Annotated in this window: 23 protein-coding genes; 13 read left to right on the forward strand and 10 right to left on the reverse strand. The window is 43.4% G+C overall.

From position 1 onward, the window contains the following. Positions 1-6 precede the first annotated feature (6 nt). The 9 genes from G5S32_RS20385 (at position 7) to G5S32_RS20425 (ending at position 12,640) form a co-directional block, all read left to right on the forward strand. On the forward strand, positions 7-1,746 hold the full coding sequence (locus G5S32_RS20385; protein ID WP_165313967.1) for an efflux RND transporter periplasmic adaptor subunit: 1,740 nt from the start codon (positions 7-9) through the stop codon (positions 1,744-1,746). Further along, a complete protein-coding gene (locus G5S32_RS20390; protein WP_165313968.1) occupies positions 1,743-4,880 on the forward strand; it encodes an efflux RND transporter permease subunit in 3,138 nt (1,045 codons plus the stop codon). Before G5S32_RS20385 ends, G5S32_RS20390 begins: the two co-directional genes overlap by 4 nt. 31 nt (positions 4,881-4,911) lie before the next feature. Continuing rightward, positions 4,912-5,493, forward strand: a complete 582-nt coding sequence (gene copI / locus G5S32_RS20395; RefSeq protein WP_165313969.1) for a copper-resistant cuproprotein CopI — start codon at positions 4,912-4,914, stop codon at positions 5,491-5,493. Positions 5,494-5,561: 68 nt separating this feature from the next. Continuing rightward, on the forward strand, positions 5,562-6,137 hold the full coding sequence (locus G5S32_RS20400; protein ID WP_165313970.1) for a c-type cytochrome: 576 nt from the start codon (positions 5,562-5,564) through the stop codon (positions 6,135-6,137). Positions 6,138-6,190: 53 nt separating this feature from the next. Further along, the gene (locus G5S32_RS20405) at positions 6,191-6,631 is read left to right on the forward strand and encodes a DUF411 domain-containing protein (RefSeq protein WP_165313971.1); all 441 of its coding nucleotides are present in this window, start codon (positions 6,191-6,193) and stop codon (positions 6,629-6,631) included. Positions 6,632-6,922: 291 nt separating this feature from the next. Then, positions 6,923-8,692 (forward strand): ABC transporter ATP-binding protein, encoded by a 1,770-nt coding sequence (locus tag G5S32_RS20410; RefSeq protein WP_165313972.1) that lies wholly within the window; start codon positions 6,923-6,925, stop codon positions 8,690-8,692. Between the two features lie 41 nt (positions 8,693-8,733). Continuing rightward, a complete protein-coding gene (locus tag G5S32_RS20415) occupies positions 8,734-10,461 on the forward strand; it encodes an ABC transporter ATP-binding protein (RefSeq protein WP_165313973.1) in 1,728 nt (575 codons plus the stop codon). 374 nt (positions 10,462-10,835) lie between these two features. Further along, positions 10,836-12,005 (forward strand): iron-containing alcohol dehydrogenase, encoded by a 1,170-nt coding sequence (locus G5S32_RS20420; RefSeq protein ID WP_165313974.1) that lies wholly within the window; start codon positions 10,836-10,838, stop codon positions 12,003-12,005. Positions 12,006-12,103: 98 nt separating this feature from the next. After that, on the forward strand, positions 12,104-12,640 hold the full coding sequence (locus G5S32_RS20425; RefSeq protein ID WP_165313975.1) for a DUF3750 domain-containing protein: 537 nt from the start codon (positions 12,104-12,106) through the stop codon (positions 12,638-12,640). Between the two features lie 64 nt (positions 12,641-12,704). Here the strand turns inward: G5S32_RS20425 and G5S32_RS20430 are convergent, their stop codons facing one another. Then, on the reverse strand, positions 12,705-13,538 hold the full coding sequence (locus G5S32_RS20430; protein ID WP_165313976.1) for an SDR family oxidoreductase: 834 nt from the start codon (positions 13,536-13,538) through the stop codon (positions 12,705-12,707). Between the two features lie 154 nt (positions 13,539-13,692). Between G5S32_RS20430 and G5S32_RS20435 the strand changes: the two genes are divergently transcribed. Continuing rightward, the gene (locus G5S32_RS20435) at positions 13,693-14,067 is read left to right on the forward strand and encodes a winged helix-turn-helix transcriptional regulator (protein ID WP_165313977.1); all 375 of its coding nucleotides are present in this window, start codon (positions 13,693-13,695) and stop codon (positions 14,065-14,067) included. Between the two features lie 100 nt (positions 14,068-14,167). Here G5S32_RS20435 and G5S32_RS20440 read toward each other — a convergent pair whose 3' ends face one another. Then, complete coding sequence (locus tag G5S32_RS20440) at positions 14,168-14,962, reverse strand: TSUP family transporter (RefSeq protein ID WP_165313978.1); 795 nt, start codon at positions 14,960-14,962, stop codon at positions 14,168-14,170. A 99-nt stretch (positions 14,963-15,061) separates the two neighbouring features. On the opposite strand from G5S32_RS20440, the gene G5S32_RS20445 reads away from it, so the two are divergent. After that, complete coding sequence (locus G5S32_RS20445) at positions 15,062-15,964, forward strand: LysR family transcriptional regulator (RefSeq protein ID WP_165313979.1); 903 nt, start codon at positions 15,062-15,064, stop codon at positions 15,962-15,964. Positions 15,965-15,994: 30 nt separating this feature from the next. Here G5S32_RS20445 and G5S32_RS20450 read toward each other — a convergent pair whose 3' ends face one another. Both G5S32_RS20450 and G5S32_RS20455 read right to left on the reverse strand, forming a co-directional pair. Continuing rightward, positions 15,995-16,504: a GNAT family N-acetyltransferase gene (locus tag G5S32_RS20450; protein ID WP_165313980.1), complete on the reverse strand. Its 510-nt coding sequence runs from the start codon at positions 16,502-16,504 to the stop codon at positions 15,995-15,997. A 58-nt stretch (positions 16,505-16,562) separates the two neighbouring features. Then, complete coding sequence (locus G5S32_RS20455) at positions 16,563-17,456, reverse strand: LysR family transcriptional regulator (RefSeq protein WP_165313981.1); 894 nt, start codon at positions 17,454-17,456, stop codon at positions 16,563-16,565. A 113-nt stretch (positions 17,457-17,569) separates the two neighbouring features. On the opposite strand from G5S32_RS20455, the gene G5S32_RS20460 reads away from it, so the two are divergent. Then, complete coding sequence (locus tag G5S32_RS20460) at positions 17,570-18,193, forward strand: DsbA family protein (RefSeq protein ID WP_165313982.1); 624 nt, start codon at positions 17,570-17,572, stop codon at positions 18,191-18,193. Positions 18,194-18,290: 97 nt separating this feature from the next. Here the strand turns inward: G5S32_RS20460 and G5S32_RS20465 are convergent, their stop codons facing one another. Further along, positions 18,291-18,641 carry a DOPA 4,5-dioxygenase family protein gene (locus G5S32_RS20465; protein WP_165313983.1) on the reverse strand — a complete coding sequence of 117 codons (351 nt, stop codon included), beginning with the start codon at positions 18,639-18,641 and terminating at the stop codon, positions 18,291-18,293. 257 nt (positions 18,642-18,898) lie between these two features. On the opposite strand from G5S32_RS20465, the gene G5S32_RS20470 reads away from it, so the two are divergent. Further along, positions 18,899-20,518, forward strand: a complete 1,620-nt coding sequence (locus tag G5S32_RS20470; protein WP_165313984.1) for a methyl-accepting chemotaxis protein — start codon at positions 18,899-18,901, stop codon at positions 20,516-20,518. 154 nt (positions 20,519-20,672) lie between these two features. Here the strand turns inward: G5S32_RS20470 and G5S32_RS20475 are convergent, their stop codons facing one another. The 5 genes from G5S32_RS20475 to G5S32_RS20495 all read right to left on the reverse strand — a co-directional run bounded on the left by G5S32_RS20475 (position 20,673) and on the right by G5S32_RS20495 (position 25,836). Then, complete coding sequence (locus G5S32_RS20475; protein ID WP_165313985.1) at positions 20,673-21,986, reverse strand: MFS transporter; 1,314 nt, start codon at positions 21,984-21,986, stop codon at positions 20,673-20,675. 100 nt (positions 21,987-22,086) lie between these two features. Next, entirely contained in the window at positions 22,087-23,034 is a 948-nt protein-coding gene (locus G5S32_RS20480) for a SphA family protein (RefSeq protein ID WP_165313986.1), read from the reverse strand. Positions 23,035-23,071: 37 nt separating this feature from the next. Then, complete coding sequence (locus G5S32_RS20485; protein WP_165313987.1) at positions 23,072-24,385, reverse strand: MFS transporter; 1,314 nt, start codon at positions 24,383-24,385, stop codon at positions 23,072-23,074. 145 nt (positions 24,386-24,530) lie between these two features. Further along, entirely contained in the window at positions 24,531-25,175 is a 645-nt protein-coding gene (locus tag G5S32_RS20490; RefSeq protein WP_165313988.1) for a CoA-transferase, read from the reverse strand. A 4-nt stretch (positions 25,176-25,179) separates the two neighbouring features. Further along, entirely contained in the window at positions 25,180-25,836 is a 657-nt protein-coding gene (locus tag G5S32_RS20495; RefSeq protein WP_165313989.1) for a CoA transferase subunit A, read from the reverse strand. Position 25,837 lies beyond the last annotated feature (1 nt).

The following is a 25,837-nucleotide window of genomic DNA, read 5'->3' on the forward strand; positions in this document are numbered from 1 at the left end:
TAAATAATGAAAACACTTCACGTTACAACACTTGCGCTTGTTATTGGTGCAGCAATGGGCTTTGGAGCTCAAACTCTTTTGTCCCAGACAGACATGTCAAATCACACTGCGCAATTGGGCGAGAGTGGTATCAATCAAGCTCAATCCAAAGATGAACCACTGTACTGGGTCGCGCCGATGGATCCGAACTACAAGCGTGATAAACCGGGTAAATCACCGATGGGGATGGATTTGATTCCTGTTTATGCAGATGACTCAGCGCAAGATAAAAAACCCGGCACAGTCACCATCGATCCAGCGGTTGAGAATAATCTCGGCGTAAAAGTAGCGTCAGCCCAAATCACACCATTGTCGCCAAGTATTGAAACCGTTGGCTATATTGCCTTTGATGAAAGTCTGCTGTGGCAAACCAACGTACGAGTAGCAGGTTGGGTAGAAAAACTTAACGTTAATGCTATTGGCGACAAAGTTAAAAAAGGTGATGTGCTGTTCACCTTATACTCCCCTGAATTGGTTAAAGCACAAGAAGAACTGATTAATGCTTACCGCACGGGACGAGACGGACTCGTTAAAGGGGCAACTGAAAGGTTGGTTACTTTAGGCGTTGACCGCCAACAAATTCAATCGATCGTTAAACGTGGAAAAGCATCACAAACCATCGATATCAAAGCCAAATCCGATGGCGTCATCGCCAGCTTAAATGTACGCGAAGGTGGTTATCTATCTCCAGCTCAAGCCGTGATTAGCGCAGGTCCTTTGGAAAATGTCTGGGTTGATGCAGAAGTATTTGAGCGCCAATCTCACTGGGTTAAGGCGGGTAGCAAAGCCAAGATGACATTGGATGCGTTACCGACTAAAGAGTGGCAAGGCGAGATTGATTACGTCTACCCTATTTTAGATCCTAAAACTCGCACCCTGCGTTTACGTCTTAAGTTCCCGAATCCTCAAGGGGATTTAAAACCCAATATGTTTGCCAACATATCGTTGCAACCTGTGACGGATGAATCCGTACTGACTATCCCTAAATCGGCAGTAATTCGCTCTGGTGGTATGACTCGAGTAGTTTTGTCTGAAGGTGAAGGCAAATATCGTTCTGCACGAGTTCAGATAGGAAGAGAAGCTGGCGACAAAGTAGAAGTGCTACAGGGTCTGACAGAAAAAAGTAACGTTGTCACGTCTGCGCATTTCTTACTGGACTCTGAATCAAGCCAAACAGCGGATCTAGCGCGTATCGACGGTATTTCAAATGACAAAGGAACAGCGAACAGCCAAAGCGTATGGGCAAAAGGTGAAATCAGCGATGTTCTAACCGCATCTCGCACGCTCACCATCAACCACCAGCCAGTTGCTGAGTGGAACTGGCCGGGTATGACGATGAACTTCACCGTCAGTGACGATATTGATTTCAGCGCATTAAAAGCAGGTCAAGCGATTGAGTTTGAATTGCAAAAAACACCCGATGGTCAATATCAAGTTATTAACCTTAAATCCGATGGCAGCGTGGTAGCTGGTGAAGTTTGGATTGAAGGTGATATCACCATGTTGATGCAAGATTTCGGCATGATAACCCTGCAACACTTACCTGTTTCCGAATGGAACTGGGAAGCGGGTGAAATGAATTTTACCGTTGACCCGGACATTAAACTGAATGGTCTGGAGGAAGGTGATCGCGTACGGTTTCTAGTGCAAAAGCAGAACAATGACTACGCACTAAAAAGTATTGAGCGAATGGGAGGCAAGCAATGATCAATGCCATTATTCGCTGGTCTCTGAAGAACCGCTTTATGGTTCTTCTGGCTACCGTTGCTCTTATGGCTGGCGGCTTATTTAGCGTTAAAAATACTCCTGTCGATGCTATTCCTGACCTGTCGGATGTGCAGGTTATTATTAAAACCAGCTTCCCGGGACAAGCGCCACAGGTAGTTGAAGACCAAGTCACCTACCCGCTGACTACAGCCATGCTCGCTGTACCCGGAGCTGAAACTGTACGCGGCTATTCGTTCTTTGGTGACTCCTACGTCTACATCATTTTCAATGATAAGACAGACATGTACTGGGCTCGATCTCGGGTACTGGAATATCTCAGCCAAGTAGCGCCTAAACTGCCTGCAAACGCAAAACCAACCCTAGGTCCTGATGCCACAGGTGTGGGTTGGGTGTTCAGCTATGTACTGCAAGATAAGACAGGTAAGCACGATCTGGCACAGCTACGCAGCCTGCAAGACTGGTTCTTAAAATACGAGCTACAGACTGTCGATGGAGTGTCAGAAGTTGCGACGGTTGGCGGTATGGTCAAGCAGTATCAGATCCAGATTGATCCAGCCAAGCTTCGTGCGTACAACTTGACGCTCCAACAAGTCAACATGGCGATTCAAAACGGCAACCAAGAGACAGGCGCATCGGTTATTGAAGTGGCTGAAGCTGAACATATGGTTCGCACCACTGGCTATTTAACCAATATTGAAGACATTCAGGCTCTACCGCTAAAAGTGACCGACAAAGGTTCACCACTGCTGCTTGGTGACATTGCGGACATTTCATTAGGTCCACAGATGCGTCGCGGAATTTCAGAACTCAACGGAGAAGGTGAAGCGGTTGGAGGTGTGATTGTGATGCGCTTTGGTGAAAACGCCAGTCAAGTCATCGACAACGTCAAAGCTAAATTGGAAGAGCTACAACGTGGTCTTCCTGATGGTGTGGAAATCGTTCCAACTTATGATCGCTCTACCCTGATCAACGCCGCAGTTGAAAACCTTTGGAAGAAGTTAGCGGAAGAGTTCATTGTGGTTGCAATTGTGTGTGCTCTGTTCCTGTTCCACATCCGTTCTTCACTGGTTATTGCTCTTAGCCTGCCAGTCGGGATCTTGTCTGCATTTATCGTTATGCATTGGCAAGGTATCAACGCCAACATCATGTCGTTGGGTGGAATAGCCATAGCTATAGGCGCTATGGTGGATGGCGCGATAGTCATGATCGAAAATGTGCACAAGCATATTGAACGCACACCACTGACGGATAAAAACCGCTGGCAAGTCATTGGTGACGCCGCGCAGGAAGTTGGACCACCACTGTTTTTCTCGCTGCTTATCATTACGTTAAGTTTCGTTCCCGTGTTTGCGCTTGAAGGTCAGGAAGGGAAAATGTTCTCTCCACTAGCCTTTACCAAAACATACGCGATGGCAGCTTCCGCTGGCTTAGCTATCACGCTAGTTCCTGTGTTAATGGGTTATTTTATTCGAGGGAAAATCCTTCCTGAGCACAAGAACCCTGTAAACCGTGCGTTGGTCGGCTTATATCGCCCGCTACTGAACTTAAGCCTGAACTATCCAAAATCTGTACTCGTTTTGGCATTGGCTCTAATGGCTTCTGCTTACTATCCAACCAGCAAATTGGGCAGTGAGTTCATTCCGCCATTAGACGAAGGCGATTTGATGTATATGCCAACGACTTATCCGGGCATTTCAATCGGTAAGGCTCGTGAACTATTACAGCAGACCAATAAGTTGATCAAGACAGTACCTGAAGTCAAAACCGTATGGGGCAAAGTGGGACGCGCCGACACAGCAACCGATCCTGCGCCACTCACCATGATTGAAACGGTTATTCAACTTAAACCTCGCGAAGAGTGGCGTGAAGGTGTGACGACTGAATCGCTACGCAAGGAACTGGACAGCCTGATTCAGTTTCCGGGTCTGACCAACGCTTGGGTTATGCCGATAAAAACGCGAATCGACATGTTAGCGACCGGTATCAAGACACCGATTGGCATTAAGATCGTAGGTCCTGAGCTTGCAACAATCGAAAAAATCGGTTCGCAACTCGAGCCAATTCTTAATCAAATCGAAGGCACAGCTTCTGTTTACGCAGAGCGTGTAGCAGGCGGTCGATACGTTACTGTTGATATCAAACGTAAAGCAGCCGCTCGATACGGGTTAAACATCAAAGACGTTCAACAAGTGGTATCAACCGCTGTCGGCGGTATGAATGTGGGTGAAACGATTGAAGGTTTAGAGCGTTACCCTATTAACGTTCGCTATCCACAAGATTACCGTGATTCTGTTGTGAAACTGCAAAACCTGCCATTGGTAACACCTAACGGCGCGCGTATTGCGCTGGCTGATGTAGCTGATGTTCGCTACGAAGACGGTCCACCGATGATCAAAACAGAAAATGCGCGTCCAAACGGTTGGGTGTTCGTCGATATTGATGGTCGTGACTTAGGTTCATACGTATCGGAAGCGCAGAAACGTGTCGCTGACGAGCTAAAACTCCCTGCGGGTTATTCACTGGCTTGGTCTGGTCAGTATGAATATATGGAACGCGCAAAAGAACGTCTTAGCGTTGTTATCCCAATTACGCTGACTATCATCACCTTATTGCTTTACTTCAGCTTTAGACGAGTGGGTGAAGTGTTAATCATCATGGCAACCCTCCCACTGGCAATGGTTGGCGGCTTATGGCTGATGTATTCACTTAATTACAACTTATCCATTGCTGTTGGCGTTGGCTTCATCGCGCTTTCCGGTGTAGCGGTTGAAATTGGCGTCATCATGTTGGTTTATCTCAACCAAGCATGGCATTACACCAAACTCAAAGCGCAGGAACGGAATGTTCCGCTAAGCAAAGATGACTTAAACGAAGCCATTCGCGAAGGTGCTGGGCTGCGCGTACGTCCGGTAATGATGACGGTGATTACAGTCATTATTGGTCTGGTACCGATTATGTATGGTCACGGCACTGGCTCGCAGATCATGCAACGCATCGCTGCACCTATGATTGGAGGAATGGCTTCTGCTCTATTACTCACACTGCTGGTTATCCCAGCTATTTTCAAGCTGTGGAAACAGCGTGAAACGAACTCACTCTCGAAAAATGATTAACGAAAAACGATTAACGAATAAGGAAACAAACATGAAAAAGTTAACTCTCGCAATTGCACTGACTATCAGCTCTTCTGTCGCTTTCGCTGCCATGAACAATACAAGTTCAATGGACCCAAATAAAATGGATCATAGCCAAATGGATCATAGCAAAATGAATCACAGTCAAATGGCTCCAGAGAACATGAACAAAGACATGTCAATGAATCATGACAACATGATGAGTATGGATGGTATGTCTGACGTAGGTATGCCAGCAATGGGCTCGAAACCAAATAAAGTGATTCACGTTATGCTCTCTGATGACATGAAAATCACCTTCAAAAAAGAAGTAAAAATCGAGCCTAACGATGTCGTTCAGTTCGTAGTTATGAATACTGGGAAAATTAACCACGAATTCACCATCGGCTCTGTCACAGAACAAATTGAGCATCGTGAAATGATGAAGAGTATGAATGGTCAGCACATGCACGACTCGGGAAATTCTGTCACCGTTGAGCCGGGTAAAGCCAAGCAGATCACATGGCATTTCCACGGGGACAACAACGTTGAGTTTGCTTGCAACATTCCGGGACATGCTGAAGCGGGAATGATGAAGAGCGTGACTCTTTAAATGACCTATGCCCCAAAAGCCAATTTTGGGGCTATTTTGAAAGCATGAATGGAGAACCAAACTCAGACATGAAAATAGCGAACAAAATGCTTATTGGTACTTTGCTTTCCTTGGTTAGTGCCGTATCGGTTAGCGCTGTATCTGAGACCACGACATCACCGAATATCAACGCTGGCGAACAGTTGTTCAGAACCGCTGGTGGATATGGGTGCATTGCCTGTCATGGGCTTTATGCCAATGGTGCAGGTAATGTCGGAGGCAACATTCGCGGCAAAACCTTGGATGACATCAACCACAGTTTGGCAAACGAGCCTACAATGCAGCTGCTTTCCAGCGCGCTTTCCAACATGGACAGGTTAAATTTAGCGGTTTATCTGGAAGCACTAGGGAAGATATCTTTAGTTGAATGGACGATAGAAGACAAAGCGACTTCCTCAACCATTACTATTGAATCCGATACGCCCGCACAGCTGGTGATCTTTAATAAATTATTTGAGCCAGTTGAACTCACACTGCCACAGCTAACACCAGAGCAAACTGTTCAACTAAATCCTTACGAGACAAAAGCGGTAGATTGGATACCAAGCAAAGGTGTTTATACACTTAACTATAATCAAAGCCAATTAACCATCGAAATAAAATAAACGATGAAGATTAAGCGCTGTGAACAAAAATGTTCACACAAGAGGAACGAATTATGAAAACCATACTAAAAGCCATCACTCTTTCAGCACTCACTTTCAGCTTCTCGGTTTTTGCTAAACCGACTATTGAGCTCTATAAATCCCCTACTTGTGGTTGCTGTAAAGAATGGGCAGCTATCATGGAAGATAAAGGTTATGAAGTTAACGTGCATCATCAAAATGATTGGAGTGCAGTGAAACAGAAATTTGGTATGCCAAATCAGTTAATGTCTTGCCACACAGCAGTTATCGACGGTTACATGGTGGAAGGTCACGTTCCTGAAGAGGATATCGCTCGCCTGTTAACGGAGCGTCCAGCAAATATCTCCGGCATAGCAGCTCCGGGCATGCCACAACACTCTCCGGGTATGGCTGCACCGAATCAACCATACAAAGATTTCAACGTGATCGCCTTTGATCAAAACGGCAAACTCTCTTTGTATAAAAAATATTAAGCTTTGTATAAGAAATACTGAACACGGTATAAAAATACTAAGCATTGGATAAGAAATCCTAACCACTCATCTTCTACTGGCTGGGCAAATATCTCGACAAGAGCGTTTGCCCAGCCTATTTCTTTGTTCTTCCTTAGCGAAGATAACTTAACCAAAATTTCGATTTCAAAACGGACGTGAGGTTGGTAGAGTTTATTTCGTACTCGCCTTTCCACCTTTCCATTCAAAGGTCATTGGTCAAGTCTTCCATTCTTTATAGATGTACACCATAAATTATAAGAACACTCAGTAATGCAGTTATATCAACACCTAAAGTGGTTTTTCCGTCAGCATCGTTTTACTTACGCAATCGCGTTATCGATGCTATTTGCCGTCGCTATGCTCAACATGGCGGTGCCGTGGCTTATTGGTAATGCCATCGATAAGCTATTACAAACCAAAGACTTTTCTCAAGCGGAAATCTATTTGTTCGCCCTTTTAGGCGTCAGTATTCTGGTGTACCTGCTTAGATATGGCTGGCGAAGAATGCTGTTCGGTACTTCCTATAAGTTGGGGAATATACTGCGAGAGCAGTTTTATCATCGCCTGCTTCGTCAGGGTCAAGCGTTCTACAACATCCACTCTACAGGTGATTTAATGGCGAGAGCCACAAACGATATTGATGCTGTCGAAGTTGCTGCTGGTGAAGGTATTCTTTCTGGTTTTGATGGGCTACTCACTTTCATTCTGGTGCTGGTCATGATGTTCATCTTCATTGACTGGCAGTTGGCAATTTTAGCCATCATCCCATTTCCATTCATGGGATACGGCTTCTATAAGCTGTCGAATCGAATCCATCACCAGTTTAAAGAGACATTAGATTCTTTCTCTACCCTAAACGAACAAACACAGCAGTCGGTATCGGGTATTCGTTTGATTAAATCTATGGGTCGAGAAGAGATTGAATCAGACAAGTTTTCGCAAATTGCTCAGCAATCTGCGCGCACCACTTACAATGTGCAGCGCTCGGAAGCTCTGTTTGATCCGATAATTCAGCTAAGCCTTGGGGCTGCCCTGTTGATTGCCCTACTCGTCGGTGGTTGGCAAATTAGCGAAGGTCGTTTAACGGTTGGTCAGCTAACCAGTTTTACTCTGTATTTGTCTGAATTAATTTGGCCGATGTACGCATTTGGTTGGTTAATGAACATTTTGCAGCGCGGTAACGCGGCTATTGGTCGTTTAGAGTCATTGTTGAAACTACCCGATTCTGTTGCAGATAAAGGCACAACACTACCAGAAGGTTACGCACTTTCTGTCGACGATGTCACTTTCAACTACCCTGATACAGCGCCTACTGTTTTAGAAAACAGCAGCTTAAAAAATAGCACCTTGAAGCATGTTTCTCTGACCGTAGAGCAAAATCGAGTGTTAGGGATTACCGGAGCCACAGGTTCAGGTAAATCAACCTTACTGCATTTGCTAATGCGCTACTGGGAATCTACCCACGGTAGTATTTCAGTTTCAGGCGTGCCAGTTGCGAATATTCCACTCGCCAATTTGCGAGGTCTGTATGCGTACGTACCTCAAGATGCGTTTCTGTTCAGTATGACCATCATCGAAAACATTCGTATCGGCATGCCAAACGCCACCGATGAAGACGTTTATCACGCAGCAAAACTGGCGGCAATTCACGACGATATACTGCAATTCCCAGAAGGCTATCAAACTCTTGTGGGCGAACGCGGTGTGACTCTCTCAGGTGGACAAAGACAGCGAATTTCCATTGCTCGTGCACTCATAAGCCAAGCACCGATATTGGTATTGGATGACGCTCTCTCCGCCGTCGACATTAAAACAGAGAAACTGATCATTAAGCATTTACAACAACGAAGAGAACAAACTGTTGTGGTGGTAAGCCACCGCTTGTCAGCTATTGAGCACGCCGATGAAATCATTGTCCTTTCTCATGGAGAAATTGTTGAACGCGGGAAACACAATCAACTTATTAGTCTTGATGGTTGGTACTCTCGAATGGCGGCATATCAACAAATGGAACAAGCATTAGAGGAGGATCTGCTATAAAAAAATCATCTTCTAACAACTCAGGATCAGTTAAGCTTCTGATGAGTTATGTCTTTGCTGAAAAGTCACTGTTTATTAAAACATTAATGCTGGTAGTACTGGCAACTGGCTTTGATGTGCTCGGTCCAATGCTCAGTAAAGTGTTTATTGATGAATTCGTTATGCAGAACCACTACCCTGTTTGGCCTGTGGTGGGCGTGATTTCGCTGTTTGTTATCTCAGTATTGCTTGGGACATACCTCAAGTATCAACAAACGCTGCGCTTTTTGGACATCGCACTCAATGCCGTATTGGACATTCGCAAGCGCTTGTTTAAGCATGTTTTGACGCTGCCTGTTTCGTTCTTTGATTACTCACGCACGGGTCAACTAGTCAGCCGAATCACTAATGACACAGAGTCGATCAAAGACATCTATGTGCAGTTTTTGTCGAACATCTTAGCTAACTTAGTGCTACTCATCGGTATCCTGACCGCAATGGCGATTTTGGATCTGCAATTGATGTTGGTGGCTTTGACACTCATTCCGGCAGTTGTCAGCTTGATTTACCTTTACCAAAAGTTCAGTGTGAAAGCGGTAACCCAAAGCCGACAACTGCGCTCAGACATCAACTCAACGATGAATGAGTCCATTAGCGGCATGACGGTTATTCAAGCAACTAACCAACAAAACAACAAACAGCAGCAGTTCGAGGACATTAACAGCCAGTATTACGACACCCGCCTAAAAGCTGTGATTGTTGGCTCAATGCTGCTTCGCCCTGCGATTAACTTGCTCAGTATTCTTATACTTGCCGGCGTAGTATGGTTCTTTGGCTTACAAGTGGTTGAAGGCGTCGCAGAAGTCGGTGTTTTGTATGCTTACCTCAGTTATCTTGGCCGTTTTACTGAGCCGCTTGTTGAGATCACTCAGCGCTTTAGCTTATATCAACAAGCAGTTGTAGCTGGCGATCGCGTCTATGAGCTATTGCAAGAGTCCTCTTCAGAACAAAAAGACGTTCGTTGGGACGAGATTGAGCAAGGAGATTTAAGCATTGAAGATCTTACCTTCAGCTACCAAACTAATAAACCCGTTCTGCACAGCATCAATGCCACGATTGATTCAGGTAAGTTCTTCGCCATCGTAGGACATACTGGCAGTGGTAAATCGACTCTGCTTAACCTGCTATTGAACTTCTATCAGCCACAAGCAGGTTCAATAAAAATTGATGGACACGAGCTCAGCCAGTATCCGCCGAAGACTCTACGTCAATTGATTGGTTTTATCCCTCAAGAACCCTTCGTCCAAGCAACAACGGTGTTTGATAACATCGATATGGGTCGAAACTTAACTCAAGAAGCCGTAGAACGAGCAGCTAAACAAGCCCATTTGCATGAAGTGATTATGCAAATGACTGACGTATATCAAACCCAGTTAGGTGAAGGCGGCTTGCGCTTATCGACAGGTCAAAGGCAGCAATTGATTATCGCTCGCGCATTGGCAGGAACACCTAAGATTTTGTTGTTGGATGAAGCGACCGCCAACATTGACAGCGAAACTGAACAAATCGTTCAACGTGCTTTAAATGAGTTGAGAGGTAAAGTGACACTGATCGTGGTAGCGCATCGCCTATCCACCATTCATCATGCCGACCGAATTTTGGTGCTGGATAAAGGACACCTTATCGAGCAAGGCAATCATTATGAGTTGATGCGGTTGGATCATGGTCGCTATAAAGCCATGTACCAACTTCAGCAACAAGAGCGTATGGTTGCAGAAGCAGAACGTTAAGCAAAAAGAGTGGCAACTAAGCCACTCTTTTTTTAGCAAATACAATTAGCTAACTCGCTGATCATTTCTAATCGAAAAAACATTAAGCAATCCTTGATGTCTAACTGCTATTATTCCAAATAACAAATAACCATATAAAACAATGTGATTAGATATAGTTATTCTACGAATTTAACCTTCTTAACCCTCTGTTAAAGATTCGATTTGGACGAATAGGCAATGCTGAAAGAGGATCTGGCATTTTCTTTTACATCTTGAATTACTAAAATATCTCTTATATTAAACGTCATCTGCATTTTATTTGCGGGTGTATAACACGGTTAGCGTCAATGTAATTCAGAACGTTAACTGCAACTCTCAAGAAGGGTGTGACAATGCAATTAGATTTCTCTTACTACAACCCAACAACCATTCACTTTGGTAAAGACTCTCTGGCTAAATTGGATAGCGAGCTACCAAAGTTTGGTGACACTGTAATGTTGGTTTACGGTCGTAATGCGATTAAATCAAACGGCCTTTACGATAAAGTTATCGCTAGCCTAACCGCTGCGGGTAAAAAAGTGGTTGAGCTTTCTGGTGTAATGCCAAACCCAACATACAGCAAAATGATGGAAGGTGTTGAGCTTGTACGTGAGCACAAGGTAGATCTTATTCTTGCTGTAGGTGGTGGTTCAGTTGTTGACTGTGCGAAAGGCATTTCAGTGGCAGCTTACTGTACTGAGCAAGACCCATTCCAAAAATACTGGGTTGAATGGCAAGACGTTTCAAACGAAGTAGTGCCTGTTGCTTCAATTCTGACGATGGTTGGAACTGGTTCTGAAATGAACGGTGGCTCTGTTATCACTCACGAAGAAAGCAAAACCAAAGCGGGTCGTGTGTTTCCACCAATGGCCTACCCTAAATTTTCAATCTTGAGCCCAGAATACACATTCACTGTATCTGAGTACCAAATGGTCAGTGGCGTGTTCGACACAATGTCACACCTAATGGAGCAATACTTCTCTGATCAAGGTGCAAACACGACTGATTATGTGATTGAAAGCCTGTTGAAATCTTCTATCGACAACCTACGCGTTGCGCTAAAAGATCCTCAAGATTATGAAGCACGCAGCAACATCATGTGGAATGCGACTTTGGCTCTTAACACAGTTACCGGCCTATCAAAAACACAAGACTGGCAAGTTCACATGATTGAACACCAGCTAGGCGCTTACACTGACTGTGCGCATGGTATGGGTCTGGCTGCGGTTTCTCTGCCTTACTACCGCCTAATCTACAAATTTGGTTTGGATAAGTTTGTTCGCTTTGCAACTCAAGTTTGGGGTGTATCAGCGGAAGGCAAAACCAAAGAGCAAATCGCACTAGAAGGTATTGATGCACTAGAAGCATTCACCAAAGAATGTGGCATCGTGACTTCACTTGAAAAGCTTGGCGCGACGAAAGAGATGCTACCGAAAATCGCAGAATCAACCATTATCCTAGGTAATGGCTATAAGAAACTGACAACAGAAGAAGTGCTTAACATTCTGGAAGAGTGTTACTAATACTTTTCAAATTGTGAGTTAAAAATAAAGGGTCAGATATGGGTTTCCTGTATCTGATTCCTTCATTTAAAAGAGCTATGTTAATCAAGGAGGATGACATGAAACTTAAACGAATTGGTTTCACTCTCTTCACTTCCCTACTTGCTGGTCTTTCGCTCATGGGCTGTACCGAGAAAGATTGGCGTACGGCTAGCCGAGAGCCCGCGGGGATTGCCCCGAATCCTAACGAAGTCAGTGAAGCTGTTATAGAGTTCTATGCAGCCGACGCATACAGTTGGCGCGGTTGGTTTGCCGTACATTCATGGCTTGCTGTAAAACCTCAAAATGCGAATAAATATACGGTTTATGAAGTCGTTGGTTGGCGGCAACCTGCACTGAATGAATATACAACTGACACTCCAGATCGCTATTGGTTTGGTGCTCGCCCAGAGAAAATTCTATCTCTTCAAGGTGAAAAGGCAGAGCTCTTAATACCTAAAATTCAGCACGTGGTAGCCCTTTATCCATGGGCAAATGAGTATACTCTTTTCCCCGGTCCGAACAGCAATACTTTCCCCGCTTGGGTTGGTAATCAAGTTCCAGAGTTAGGATTGAAAATGCCCTTCAGAGCGATCGGTTCTGGCTATGCAGACTAATCTCGACCCAAATAAAAAAGCCATCGCCAACAACATATAGGACGATGGCTTTTATTGCCTAGTATTAAGCGAGATCAGCTAAATGATCCTTAATATAACTATCCAAACTGCGTGCAGGTTTGCCTGTTAGCACCTGAACCGCATCACTGACACCCGCAGTCCAACCTTCTCGAACTGGGTAGAAAATCGAAGTCAAGAATTCCGCGTAGTCAGCTGGTACTCCAACACTCTTTAGCATGTCACAGAATGCACCTTCTTCAATTGCTTGATACTGCACAGGCTTACCTAGTGCTGAACTGATTTTTGCTGCTGCTTCCGCATAGCTGAAAGCTTCTGGACCAGTTAGATTGAACGCTTGATTGTCGAATTTGTCCGTTGATAAAGCAGCTGCTGCACTTGAAGCAATGTCACGCACGTCAATAAAGCTAGATTTTCCGTCAGCAGCAGGAACAGCGATCACACCTTGGTCAATGCCCGCTTTCCAATAGGTATGGAAGTTATCTGAGAACCAGTTAGGGCGAAGAATAACATACGGAACACCGGAATTTTCAAGCGCTATCTCTACTTGGCGATATGGAATAGAGTCATCTGCATCCACACCTAACACGCTTTGAAAAACAACTTTTACATTACGCGCTGCTGCAGCTTCAACCACTGGGATCAATAACTCTTTAATAGCTACATAACCGCCTGCGAGCATAACGTATGCGCGATCGACACCTTCAAATGCAGAGTCAAACGTTGATGAATCGCTGTAATCAAACACCACACCTTCAGCCGCACCCATTGCTTTACCGCTACGAGAAGCCGCTTTTACTTGTTCACCTTTAGCCAATAATTCTTCCACTAATGGGCGTCCAACATTACCTGATGCGCCTAATACCAATACTTTACTCATTTTGAATCTCCTAAGTATATTTTAGATACTTTGTAGTTGAAGGATACTTGATGATTAATCTATACTCTTCGAAACGAGTTGTGAAGAAGGCACTTTTTAGTAACAAAGTAACTTCGAAGTAACCATCTCGTGATTTCAGCATAGAGGATAAACTGTGGATTTCGCGTACGACGTTTATGAAAACCGCTGCCCGACAAGAGCAGTGTTGGATCGCATTGCAGATAAGTGGGCAATGCTCATTTTGGATAAGCTCAGCCATGAGCCAGTGCGTTTTAATCACCTTAAAAAAGATATCAAAGGCATATCTCAAAAGGTGTTATCACAAACATTGAAGAAACTAGAACGTGATGGACTCGTAACAAGAACCGTTTTTCCAACCGTCCCAGTTACGGTTGAATATGCACTTACACCATTAGGTAACACGCTAACAGAAGCCGTTGCGGCACTTGCTCACTGGGCAGAACAAAATATGGATGCAGTACTTGCAGCTCAAGAAGATTATGATTCGAAGTTAGAGCTAACAAATTAGACTTTCGACGACCGTATTTTTACTAAATTACGCTGTATATGTATTAATAAAGCTACACATATACAGCGTATTTTTGAATGTGCTATCCGGCCTAGTCGAGCTAAACCAACCAACCCGAAGTAAGGTTCTCGTAGATTAGTTTGCTGGTCATGATGAGAGTGACGGTGATAAACACAGGGCGTACGAGACGTGAACCAAACGAGATCACACATTTGCTACCAATGATAGATCCTATGATCTGCCCTGCTCCCATGATTAAACCCAATTGATAGTCTACGTGGCCTAGCCAGATAAACAGAACGAGAGATATAACATTGCCTATTAGGTTTAAGGGTTTTGTCGCCATTGTTGCTTGTTTAATGGTGTAACCAAGTAACGTAACAAAAGCCAACATCCAGAAAGAACCCGTTCCTGGACCAAAGAAACCGTTATAAAAGCCAATCAAAATTCCACATATCATCATAAAGCGGGCATTCGACAACAAAGCGGCACTCGCTTCTGTCACTTTCAATTTCTTAGCAAAAATTGAATAGAAAGTAATGCCCACCATTAGCACTGGTAGCAATTTTTCCAGAATTTCCTTATCCATTACACCAACAGCGAAAGTACCTAATGTTGCACCTATCGAAGTGAAGATTACCCCCAAAACAAGTCCTTTGGCGGGGAACTGCTTGTTCATTATAAACATCACAGATGTTGTCAGTTCACCAATAACAGCCTGCAGACGATTTGTCCCTAAAACCGTCATGGGAGGGAGCCCAACAAGCAATAAACTCGGCACTGTGATTAGCCCGCCGCCACCAGCAATTGCATCAACGATTCCCGCAACCACTGCAACCAAAAATAAGAACACATAAACCCATTCCGCCATGCTGAGATTCACAACATTTTCCATAAATCACCTAGTGAATTAAATTTTGTATGGCTATTTGTATCACTGAGTAATATGTAGTTAAATTAACGAAAACTAACTCCTTCATTAAGGTTGAACTTAATGCTTTCATCTCAGGATATTGAATTTTTCATTACTGTAGCGGATAGTCGTTCACTGGCTGCGGCAGCGAGAAAATTGAATGTAACACCGCCAAGCGTATCTCAGCGTTTACAAAATATTGAAAGAAAACTCGGTGTTAAGTTGATTGACCGAAATGCTCGATTAACCTCTTTAACCACTGAAGGAGAAGTGTTAGCGAGTAAAGGACAGCAACTATTAAAAGATCTTGAACACTTAACTCAAGATGTGTCGGATAAAAAATTGGCCATTTCGGGTGAGTTAAAGCTCGTTTCGTCACTTGGCTTTGGAGAGAAACACATAGGCCCTTTAGCGGCAGAATTTCAGTCGTTATACCCCTCACTTCGTATTGAACTTTTCCTTTCAGATATCCCAAAATGGTCTGCACACAACAGCCCTGACATCATGTTCTATATAGGACATTTGCAAGACTCAGCCCTTAAACGAATTGTGTTATCTAAGAACCGTCGATTATTACTAGCCTCACCTGAATACCTAAAATCAGCACCACCATTGGATGAGCCTCAAGATTTAGAGTTACACCGTTGTATCGCCTTAAGAGAAAACGATGAAGATGCCACAATGTGGCGCTTAACGCATATTGATACTCAACGTGAAACAAGTGTGCGTGTTGTGCCAGTGCTTTCTAGTAATGTCAGCAGAGTAACGAAGAACTGGTGTATTGACGGGCAAGGGATCATTCAACGTTCTGAATGGGACGTAAAAGAAGAATTAAAAACGGGCAAATTGGTTCGTGTTCTACCGGAATATCAACTTCAGGAAGCCGACATCGTTGCCCTACTTTCCTCGGATCAGTTTCATCGTTCACAAAAAGTGTCGGCATTTTTGGACTACGTTAAGCAAAAGCTTCCAGCGAGATTGTGACGCTACAATTATATATTGCTTTGTTACGTGCTAAGACACGAAATATTCATAAAGATTATTTTCAGAGCCGTAAAGTTCCATTGTCCCTGTCTGTATAAAACCCACGTCGCTTAATAAGCGATTCGAAGCTGTGTTATCAGGGAATGTAACAGCAAACACTTTATCTAACTTATGTTTTGGAAGTTCGCTATTTAATACCGCTTGCGCAGCTTCTCTCGCATAGCCATTCCCGTAATATTGAGACAAAAAAGCATAGCCTAAGTCGGGGGCATCTAACTCCGGCCTTTTTAATATTCCACACATGCCTATCGGAGTTTGGCTCTCTTTCAATTCAACCATATTTAGGCCAAAACCGTTCTTTTGATAACTGGATATCGGGCCGTTGGTTAGATAAGAAACCGCATCAGCAACACTTCTAACATTCTTGTCTCCAATAAAACGGATAAAACCATCTTCATTGAGCAGACGAACAATAAAATCAGCGTCATTTAACTCAAACTGCCTGATGACTAATCTTTCTGTTTCACATATCCGTTTCATTCATTTGCCTTTTTATTTGGTAAAGAGTTAGGTAACTGTAGCCATTATTGTTAGAACACTACCATCTCTGAATCGAAAAATATTCAGAGACAAAATCGATATAGGCTCGTACCGCTTTAGATAGATATTTTCTTGAAGAATAGAGGGCATAAATCGTCAGCGTATTCGGCTTCCATTCAGGTAAGACATGGACTAATGAACCTGATTTTATCTCTTCGGAAACGAGATACGTAGGTTGCAGTGTTACACCCATCGAAGCTTTAGCCGCATGCAACAACACCGTTGCTTCGTTGGCGGTTAAGCAGGGTTTTATTTCAACCGACTCATGTTTATTACCACAGTTCATGTGCCAAACATGTTGCTCGAAATGTTTATAGCCAAGACACTTATGGTTCAATAAATCCTTGGGATACTTAATCGGCTTTTTCTTGACTAAATACAGCGGAGACGCCACTAAAACCGAATGGCAATCTGCGATAGGTTTACCGATTAATGATGAATCTGGGTTGGATGAAATTCTGATCGCTAAATCAATTTGCTGCTCGACTAAATCTGTAATGGTGTCCTCAACATTGATATCAACCACAACATCTGGGTACTTTTCCATGAAGAGTTTAGTCACGGGTATTAACTGGGAGAAGCCAAAAGACATACTTGCAGAGACTTTAATTCGGCCTTTCAGAGAATCGGCTACTTCAGTCTGTGTTAAATCGACTAATGCTTCCCCGGCAAGCAGCCAGTTTTCCACCTGCTTCAAGCAGTTTTCTCCTGCTGAAGTTAACGTTACTTTCCTTGTTGTACGGTGAAGTAATCTTGCATTCAACCACTCTTCCATCGATTCGATATAACGTGTCACCATAGGTCGTGACATGTTCAATCGGTCTGCTGTTAAAGTAAAACTACCCGACTGAGCAACATCGATAAACACTCTTGCAGCTGTTAGTCTGTCCATTTGATTAGATCGTTTTATGAAACACTGATGTCTATAATTAGCTATTTTTCTGAACTTATCAATTCACTATATTAGTTACAAATAAACGAATAGACCCGTTCAGGAACAATAACATGACCAATATTCACTATTTCTATGATCCTATGTGCGGCTGGTGCTACGGCGCATCTTCGCTAATTCAAGCAATAGAAGAAAACCCTAATTTAAACTTGATTTTTCACCCTGGTGGAATGATCGAAAAAAGCGCCCTTTCTGAGCATTTTAAGCAACATATCCTAGCCGCTGACCCACGAATAGCCGCATTAACAGGTGTAAAATTTGGCGAAAATTACACAACGCGACTGAGAACCAGTAATGAGTTTGTTGTAGATTCAATGCTAACGACCAAAGCCATTCTATGCGCACAACAACTTGGCGTGAGCAGCTATAAAATGCTGAAAGCAATTCAGCAAGCTCACTATGTTCAAGGACTAGAAGTATATAAGTTGGAAGAGCTCCACAAACTCGTCCAACAATTCGATATCGATGACTCAAAGTGGCTCGAACTGATGGCGTCAGAAGAAACTGAAAGACTGCTTGATGAAACCATAAATCAAAGTCACCTTCTTATGCGTGAGTTGCACGTTTCTGGCTACCCGACTCTTATCGCAGAGCGTGAGGACTCATTAATGAAGCTGCCACATGAACAACATTACGGTCGAATAAACGATTGGAAAAGTTACTTAACTTCTATTTAAGATGCGATAGCTTCTTAGCATAATAACTAAAGAATGCCACCACTGATATTGTGGCGGCATGTTCTAAACTTGAATCTTAACCAGACGTTATAAACAGCTATTGGAATTCAGATAGATCCAAAGGTACAGCTTCACCAAGCCAATAAGCGTAAATAGTATGGTCCTCAAGTTCATCACCAGACAAAGCATGAACCAAAACACTTAAACCTTTTCGATTTTCATCAAGCCAAGTAATAAGGTGGTCAAAATCCCTCGAAGTGAATTTCAACTGACAACTCCACTTTGTATGAGGGCCAACCAACTTTTGATGCACTCTCCCTACTGTTACTGGATAAAGTTCACCCGCTTTATGGCAAAGATCGGTAGCAAACTGCAATGTCTCTTGTTCAAAATACACATGTGCATGGTATGCACGATGCGAGTTGATTGGTCTCTTAACCTCAGTCATCAACGTTACTTCTCTCAGTTATCCGTTTCGATTCCCAGCATAAACAATATACAAATTCATACAGTTAATCCTAGATTCGATAGTTTGCATTGTTTACTAAAGTATTAATTTAATTTATTGAGAGTCTAGTAAAAATATCTCAGATCTAATCTATTAGTGATATTCCCTCATCACACATTATGCCCTGAAATACCGTCTATACTGTCCAATGATGTAACGGATCAACCTTTCAGAACCTCAACAGGATGAGAATAACTATGCGGAACATTAAAATTGGCGTACTACTTTTTGGTGGCTTCACCATCCCTGTCATTGCTCTATTAGGTCTAGTTTGGATCTCAATCACTCAAATGGGCACAATCAATAACCAATCGACGATCATTTCGACCAATTGGTTGCCTTCTGTTCAGCTCATAGAACGTATTAACACCCAAACAGCAGATCTAAGAAACGTAGAATCAGTGCACATTATCTCTACCGATGCTGCACAGATTAAGCAAGCGGATCAATCAATTCAGAATATTAAATCAGAAGTAAACGAAACGCTGTCAGCCTATGAAAAACTGGTATCCAGCGATGAAGAAAGTCTCATGCTACAAGAGTTCAAGAAGAAATATGACAACTATCTGAACATTCAAAAATCATTGCTGGCGCTGTCGGAACAAAACAAAAATCAAGAAGCTAAAGATCTATTTTTGGGCACTTCACGAGATGCCTACAGAAAATATTCAGACGTGTTATTGAAGCTGTCTGATCTGAATGAACTTTCGGCAACAAAAGCCAGTGAATATGGTGATATTCTCTACGATGAATCCATAAGCTTAATGATGTGGGTTGTTGTAGCCGTGATTATTATCGTTATTTTCACTGGCGTACTAATTGCCAAGAACCTCACTTCATCAATTAAGCAAGTACAGGATGCCATGACCAAAATGGCTGATGGCGATCTAACAACTCGTATCGACCATTTAGGCAAAAATGAATTAGGCGTACTTGCCGAAAGCTACAATAAAACCGCATCCAATCTGTCTAACTTAACCAGTCAGCTTGTTTCGGTTGCCAATAACGTTGCAGGCTCTTCGGAAACATTGGCCTCTGCCATGAATCAGGCCGACCACAACTCTCAAAATATGCTCTCCCAAGTAGAGCAAATTGCTACAGCTTTGAACGAAATGTCGAGCACTGCATTGGAAATGAGCCAAAACGCAGCCAACGCTGAAACAGCGGCAAATGAAGCCATTACCAACGTTGAAATCGGCAACAAATCGCTGATTAAGTCCAATGACATCTCGCTAAAAATTGGAGAATCCATAACCGAAGCAACGAAGTTGGTGAACCAGTTAAAAGAGTATTCAACTGAAATCGGTGCGGTGATCGAAGTCATCAACAGCATTTCTGAACAAACAAATCTTCTGGCACTTAATGCAGCAATCGAAGCGGCGCGTGCTGGTGAAGCTGGTCGAGGGTTTGCGGTTGTTGCGGACGAAGTTCGTTCATTAGCCGCGAAAACTCAGCAATCAACCATCGATATCCAAGAGATCATTACCAAGCTTCAGACCCAAGCAGAAAAAGCTGACCAGTTCATGAAATCAAACACTAAGTTGATTGACGACTCTCAACAAGTAGCCAATAGCGTTCAGGAAGCGTTCAAAGGAATTACTGAATCTGTAAATACAATCTCTGACGTAAACTCAATGGTCGCTACAGCGGCTAGCGAGCAATCGAGTGTCACTGAAGACATATCTTCAAACATTGCATTGACTGTCGATATTGTTAACCAGAATGTGTTGGGTATCGCGGAAAGCACTAATGCTAGCCGAGCACTAGCACAAGAATCTGAGAATCAGAAAAAACTACTGAGTGTGTTTCGCGTTTAAGGTTGGGCGTTAGACCTAACATTGACTTTGCTATTACGAATGTCACTTAGCTTCAAATAATGGTGAAAGCTGGCTTAATCTAACAACACAGCTTTCATCATTTCATTTTGAAAAGCATCTTTAGGTAAGATTTCGAACAGATGTAGAATTCAACTTACTTTAAACAAAGCCCTTCCTGTTCAGAAATATTGGTTTTCGCATAAGCTCTATCTGCTTCATTCGCATCTTTCAGCCCAAGCATAGAAATAAATATGCCTAAAGGAAGGATCAACAGGCATAGAATAACGGCATAAGCAGTCGTTAGGTCTCCGTTCTGATTAAATGTTGCCATAAACGCCATAGCAAAAGCGGCAGGGATCGACTGAATGGTGAATTTCCACTTGTTGGCAGACATGTATTTTTGACGACCGTATACATAAGAAGTAATACATGGGTCCAAAGTAAGTAATCCGCCAGTCATGCACGCAACGCCGAAAGCCCATACCGCCATGAGAAACTCACTGCCTCCCATCGGCATGATCATCAAAGGAATAACGGCGAATAAATAAGTAATAGTTAGAACGATGCTTGCTTTGATGGTGCCAAACTTATCGTCAATCCATCCAAGAACGAAACTCATAGGAATACCGCTGATTGCCCCCACAGACAGCCAAATTAGCGCTTTGCTCACAAATAAATTGGGGATGTCTTCTGGTGTGCTTAACGAAATGAAACGCACGGCCATGTAGGTCATCATGCAGATAATGGCGAACTGCAACGTGCCGAAAGCAATCATAATTTTCCACGCATTGATATCGCGTATAAATTCTTTAAACGGAATGTTAATGATTTCATCGGTAGCAGAAATCGGCGCTTTGTCAGAGCCATCGGGAAACAAACCCATCGATTCCGGTTTATCTGCTACGCCAAACAGAGTTGCTAAAGCAACGAGAAGAACCCCCACTCCGACGACCGCATAAGCTTGTAAGCCCAGTTGTTCAACCATCTCTGTTAATAGCGCTATCCCACCTATAGAAAATATAGGAGCTCCCGTGGTAATCACCCCCATTACACGCCCTCTGTATTTAACGAACCAATTGGCACAAAGAGCAAATGCCCCCAACTGGATAGGGACACCAATGACGCGAAGTACAAAGAGACTGATACAGTAAAGCAGATAGTTGTCACCGGATACACCTATGCCAATAGCGGATAGTCCCATAAGACACAAACAGACAACGAGTACTTTTTTGATGCCTATTTTTAAAAAGGCGATACCGCCTATAAGATAGACCGCAGTAGCCATTACAGCCCCTGCTGTTGCTGGATTAGTAATTTGTAAATCTGTCCAACCTTTTGTCTTAAGCAAATAAGGTGTTAAGACGTTCATATGGTCATTTTGCAAACCTGAAAACAAAAAGAAATAAATCACGCCTAAGACCATAAAGACCAGAGCTTGCTTGTTAAACTCATTATTCTTGTTATACATGATAACGCTCCCACATTTGGAGATATCAAACCCCGAGCCTGAGCTTTAGACCTAGGGTTTGAGTGGATTATATCTTCAATACATTCCTGAGTATCTCTTGTTACAGTGGCATGCTAAGACCGACGTGGATAAATGAGACATCCGCGTCATTTTCAGCACGTAATGAATAAAGCAAACGAGTGTTCAACGAAAATGAACCGAAGTTATAACCCAACATACCGCCTGCTAAAACATGCTGCGCACGATTACCTTCGCTTCGCACTCCATCAATAGCCGCTAGAGTTGTGCCATTCTGTTTGTCATCAGTAAACTGTTGTGTGTAGTTACCAATAAAGCCATAGGTCCATTTATCCACGCTTTTTGTCGCGGTTAGATCCAAATAGTAGAAATTACCTGTCTGATAATCGTTGTCTTTATTTTTGGTATTAAAGTCAAAAATGTTGTTAGCAGTAAGGTTCCAGCCATTATTCAGATATGAGATAGCAACATTAGGTTCAAAGGTGTAGTAATTATTGCCAATCCCATCGGCTCCATTATCCAAATAGAAAGCAAATCCAGTTCCTAAGAACAAGCCTTCGCCTAGATTCCAAGACAAAATAGCAGGTACGAATACGGTGTTCACATTACCGTCATCAGTAATAGTTGTAGATGAACCACCAACCGTTACCTCGGTGTCTGCCCATTTGTATGGCTGAGCAACAGACATCGCATAGCTTGCTCCTAACACCTCCCAACCTGGTACATACGTCAAGTTAGCAACCGAACTGACATTCGCAATTTTGATCTTTGGTTCAGTCCTGTCATTGGCAGAACCATCTTGAAGGTTACCCCACTCGTAGTTTGCGTCGACTGAAAGGTATACACCAGGAGGCGGCAAAGCACCCGCGGGATTGCCTGTTGTTGCACCAGGTTGAAGTGGGCTAATGCCTTCTGCTGCGCCAGCAGTAAAACATACACTGCTTAGAAATAAACCGACCGCCAATCCACATTTCCAGTTAGCGTTTAGAGTGGACATAACTTGTTTATCTTTTGCTTCACGTATTTTCATTTTTTTAACCTCAGTTCTTGTTTTAATTTGTAGGAATTTATTTTTTAGTCAGTGTTGCTTCGTCAACCGGTGTGGTATCAATAAGCCAGAGCAAAATCAGTGTGATAACGCCTACACCAACTAATAGTGAATAGGCACCGGGATAGCCGCCGAGATAAGCCAAACCAAAGGCAAGAATTGAGAACGCTAAACAGCGGATTACGGACTGAATTGGATGAACAATTGCAATTGCGCGAATATAAAGTTTGCGTGGAAACTTAGTCGCAACTAAGGCAGTACTTAAATTTGTTGCACCAGGTAGACTGACCCCAATCATGAACAAAGAAGCCCATAATAGGTATTCATTCGTAGCGTAGAGATTTAGAACAATTGAAACCATCCACCAAGCGGTATAGATCAAGAGTGCCGTCTTAACACCCATCTTTTCGTTGAGTTTGCCCCAAACGTACGCGCCAATAATGCCAAACAAAGCAGATGCCGACATATAGAAAATCGCTGTTTGTAACTCGTATCCCATCGCCATTAGACGAGGAACGATTTGGCTTACAACACCAACGAGCATGATATAAATGGCACCTGTAGCAACACCCATCAACCAGATGTCTTTCATTCCTAGCAAGGTTTTCATGCTGATATTGCTGGACTCTTCGTCCACTTCTATTCTCGTATTAAGTTTCGAAGATAAAGGCATATTATCGGGTGCCATACCGACATCTTCAGGTTTGTTCTTAACAAACAACAGAACAAGAACAGCCATGATAAACATGGGAATCGCTATACCCCAGAACCCATATTGAACGCCAAAAACCGCAAATGACGTCGCCAGTGCAGGAACAAAAAGACAGCTTGAGAAAGTTTGACCAAGTGTACACCAGCCTAGAGCCATACCATTTTGACGAACAAACCAGCTAGCCATTAACGCTGTACCACCAATGTAGGCAAATGCCGTACCGAACAGACAGACACCTGAAAACAAGATTGTAAATCCGGTTAATGTGCCCCAATGACCAAGCAATCCAAAACACAGACCGCAGGCAAGTAGAGAAAAAACAATATTGAATTTGGCGCCTTTTTTCTCCATCAACCAAGCAGCGAATGGCGCACCTAGAATCGATACCCATGAAGCCGGAGTAGCAAGTGCCAGTAGCGCATTGTAGTCAAGATTAAACGTTTTTGATAAAGCAGGAAGCATGACGTTTAGGCCGTGGGTAACAGCACCAGCGGCAAGCCAGAACATAATTGCTTGAAAGACAATAATGGTCCAACCGCGTGCGCCAAAACCTCTTGTCATTTCACTGGGAACAGAAAGATCACTCACATCCTGTTTCCCGACCGTAATATCATTATTCATAATAATTATCTCCTGCGTTACTTAAGGCAGTAGGTTAAGTAACGCTGTAGGGAGATTTGAAAGGCGCAGCAATACGCCTTAACAAATCAGGGTAATTGTTAAAGTTATTGGAAAAAGAAAAGTACAGAATTTATTTCGTGAGCGATTATGCTTTCATAACAACCAGCTCATCAGATACCAAGAGTCTGGGTTCTATTTGTCGCTGGATATCTTCGGGAGTTAAACCTTCCAATATTTCAACCAACATCAAACCGTCGCTGGTAACGTCAATGACACATTGTTCGGTAACGATATGATCAACACACTGCTTACCCGTTAGTGGGAAAGAGCACTCTTTCAGGATTTTGGGTTCGCCTTTTCGAGTAGTCAGTTCCATAGCAATGATCGTTTTACGGGCACCATTAACCAAGTCCATCGCTCCACCCATGCCAAATAAGCGGCCGGGAGAAGCCCAGTTGGCTAAGTCGCCATTCTCAGCGACCTGAAGAGCACCAAGCACGGTGGCAGCAAGACGTCCACTTCTTACTAGACCAAATGAATCTGAACTGTCGAACACACTTGCTCCAATGACGGGCAGAAATCGCATTGCCGTAGCATTGGAAAATGATTCTGTTGCGTAAATACCTTTGGCGACTTCCCCAACACCGATCAATCCATTTTCCGTATGGAACATCACTCCATCGGCAGCATAATCACAGCAGAGACTCGGAATTCCGATACCCAAATTAACTACATCTCCGGGTTTGAAATATTCAGCAGCACGTTTTGCAATTCTATCGCGAGCTTCCATGACGTTACTCCTTATTAACCAGAATCTTGTCGACAAACACGCCCGGTGTAACCACGCTATCAGGAACAATTTCACCAATTTCGACATGAAGATCTGCGTCGACTAAGGTTAAGTCACATGCTTTGGCAATCAGTGAATTGAAGTTTCTCGACGTTCCACGGTAAGTGAGGTTCCCCATAGGATCTGCGCTACGTGCTCTTACTAAACCGATATCAGCCCGAAGTGGCGTTTCCAGCAAATACTCTTCACCATTCACAGTGATAATTTCTTTGCCTTCTTCAACCATGGTGCCGAGACCCGTTTTAGTTAGGACGCCACCCAATCCTGAGCCACCACAGCGAATGCGCTCAGCAAAAGAACCTTGAGGAACGAGCTCGACCTCTATTTTGCCTTCAGCAACCAAGGCAACAGTTTCGGTGTTACGACCAATATGAGAGCAGATAACTTTATCGATCAGGCCTTCATGGACCAGACGTCCAATCGTTAGATCCGCATCACCGGTGTCGTTGGAGATTAAAGTTAAATGGCGCGCACCACTTTCGATGATGCACTGAATGAGATTATTCGGAACACCATGATTGGCAAAACCACCAATCATGATGCGTTGCCCATCTTTAAACAGGCGAACAATTTCATCTTTGACTGCAAACTTGTTGTGCATA

This window comes from Vibrio ziniensis (assembly GCF_011064285.1).
GTDB lineage: Bacteria > Pseudomonadota > Gammaproteobacteria > Enterobacterales > Vibrionaceae > Vibrio > Vibrio ziniensis.

Excerpts from the sequence above, each read along its gene's own strand:
- G5S32_RS20420 (WP_165313974.1), top strand. The coding sequence starts at position 10,836 with ATGCAATTAGATTTCTCTTACTACAACCCAACAACCATTCACTTTGGT.
- G5S32_RS20430 (WP_165313976.1), bottom strand. The coding sequence starts at position 13,538 with ATGAGTAAAGTATTGGTATTAGGCGCATCAGGTAATGTTGGACGCCCA.
- G5S32_RS20490 (WP_165313988.1), bottom strand. The coding sequence starts at position 25,175 with ATGGAAGCTCGCGATAGAATTGCAAAACGTGCTGCTGAATATTTCAAA.
- G5S32_RS20390 (WP_165313968.1), top strand. The coding sequence starts at position 1,743 with ATGATCAATGCCATTATTCGCTGGTCTCTGAAGAACCGCTTTATGGTT.
- G5S32_RS20465 (WP_165313983.1), bottom strand. The coding sequence starts at position 18,641 with ATGACTGAGGTTAAGAGACCAATCAACTCGCATCGTGCATACCATGCA.
- G5S32_RS20485 (WP_165313987.1), bottom strand. The coding sequence starts at position 24,385 with ATGAATAATGATATTACGGTCGGGAAACAGGATGTGAGTGATCTTTCT.
- G5S32_RS20450 (WP_165313980.1), bottom strand. The coding sequence starts at position 16,504 with ATGAAACGGATATGTGAAACAGAAAGATTAGTCATCAGGCAGTTTGAG.
- G5S32_RS20440 (WP_165313978.1), bottom strand. The coding sequence starts at position 14,962 with ATGGAAAATGTTGTGAATCTCAGCATGGCGGAATGGGTTTATGTGTTC.
- G5S32_RS20405 (WP_165313971.1), top strand. The coding sequence starts at position 6,191 with ATGAAAACCATACTAAAAGCCATCACTCTTTCAGCACTCACTTTCAGC.
- copI (WP_165313969.1), top strand. The coding sequence starts at position 4,912 with ATGAAAAAGTTAACTCTCGCAATTGCACTGACTATCAGCTCTTCTGTC.
- G5S32_RS20385 (WP_165313967.1), top strand. The coding sequence starts at position 7 with ATGAAAACACTTCACGTTACAACACTTGCGCTTGTTATTGGTGCAGCA.
- G5S32_RS20475 (WP_165313985.1), bottom strand. The coding sequence starts at position 21,986 with ATGTATAACAAGAATAATGAGTTTAACAAGCAAGCTCTGGTCTTTATG.
- G5S32_RS20470 (WP_165313984.1), top strand. The coding sequence starts at position 18,899 with ATGCGGAACATTAAAATTGGCGTACTACTTTTTGGTGGCTTCACCATC.
- G5S32_RS20415 (WP_165313973.1), top strand. The coding sequence starts at position 8,734 with ATGAGTTATGTCTTTGCTGAAAAGTCACTGTTTATTAAAACATTAATG.
- G5S32_RS20410 (WP_165313972.1), top strand. The coding sequence starts at position 6,923 with ATGCAGTTATATCAACACCTAAAGTGGTTTTTCCGTCAGCATCGTTTT.
- G5S32_RS20460 (WP_165313982.1), top strand. The coding sequence starts at position 17,570 with ATGACCAATATTCACTATTTCTATGATCCTATGTGCGGCTGGTGCTAC.
- G5S32_RS20400 (WP_165313970.1), top strand. The coding sequence starts at position 5,562 with ATGAAAATAGCGAACAAAATGCTTATTGGTACTTTGCTTTCCTTGGTT.
- G5S32_RS20425 (WP_165313975.1), top strand. The coding sequence starts at position 12,104 with ATGAAACTTAAACGAATTGGTTTCACTCTCTTCACTTCCCTACTTGCT.
- G5S32_RS20495 (WP_165313989.1), bottom strand. The coding sequence starts at position 25,836 with ATGCACAACAAGTTTGCAGTCAAAGATGAAATTGTTCGCCTGTTTAAA.
- G5S32_RS20445 (WP_165313979.1), top strand. The coding sequence starts at position 15,062 with ATGCTTTCATCTCAGGATATTGAATTTTTCATTACTGTAGCGGATAGT.
- G5S32_RS20480 (WP_165313986.1), bottom strand. The coding sequence starts at position 23,034 with ATGAAAATACGTGAAGCAAAAGATAAACAAGTTATGTCCACTCTAAAC.
- G5S32_RS20455 (WP_165313981.1), bottom strand. The coding sequence starts at position 17,456 with ATGGACAGACTAACAGCTGCAAGAGTGTTTATCGATGTTGCTCAGTCG.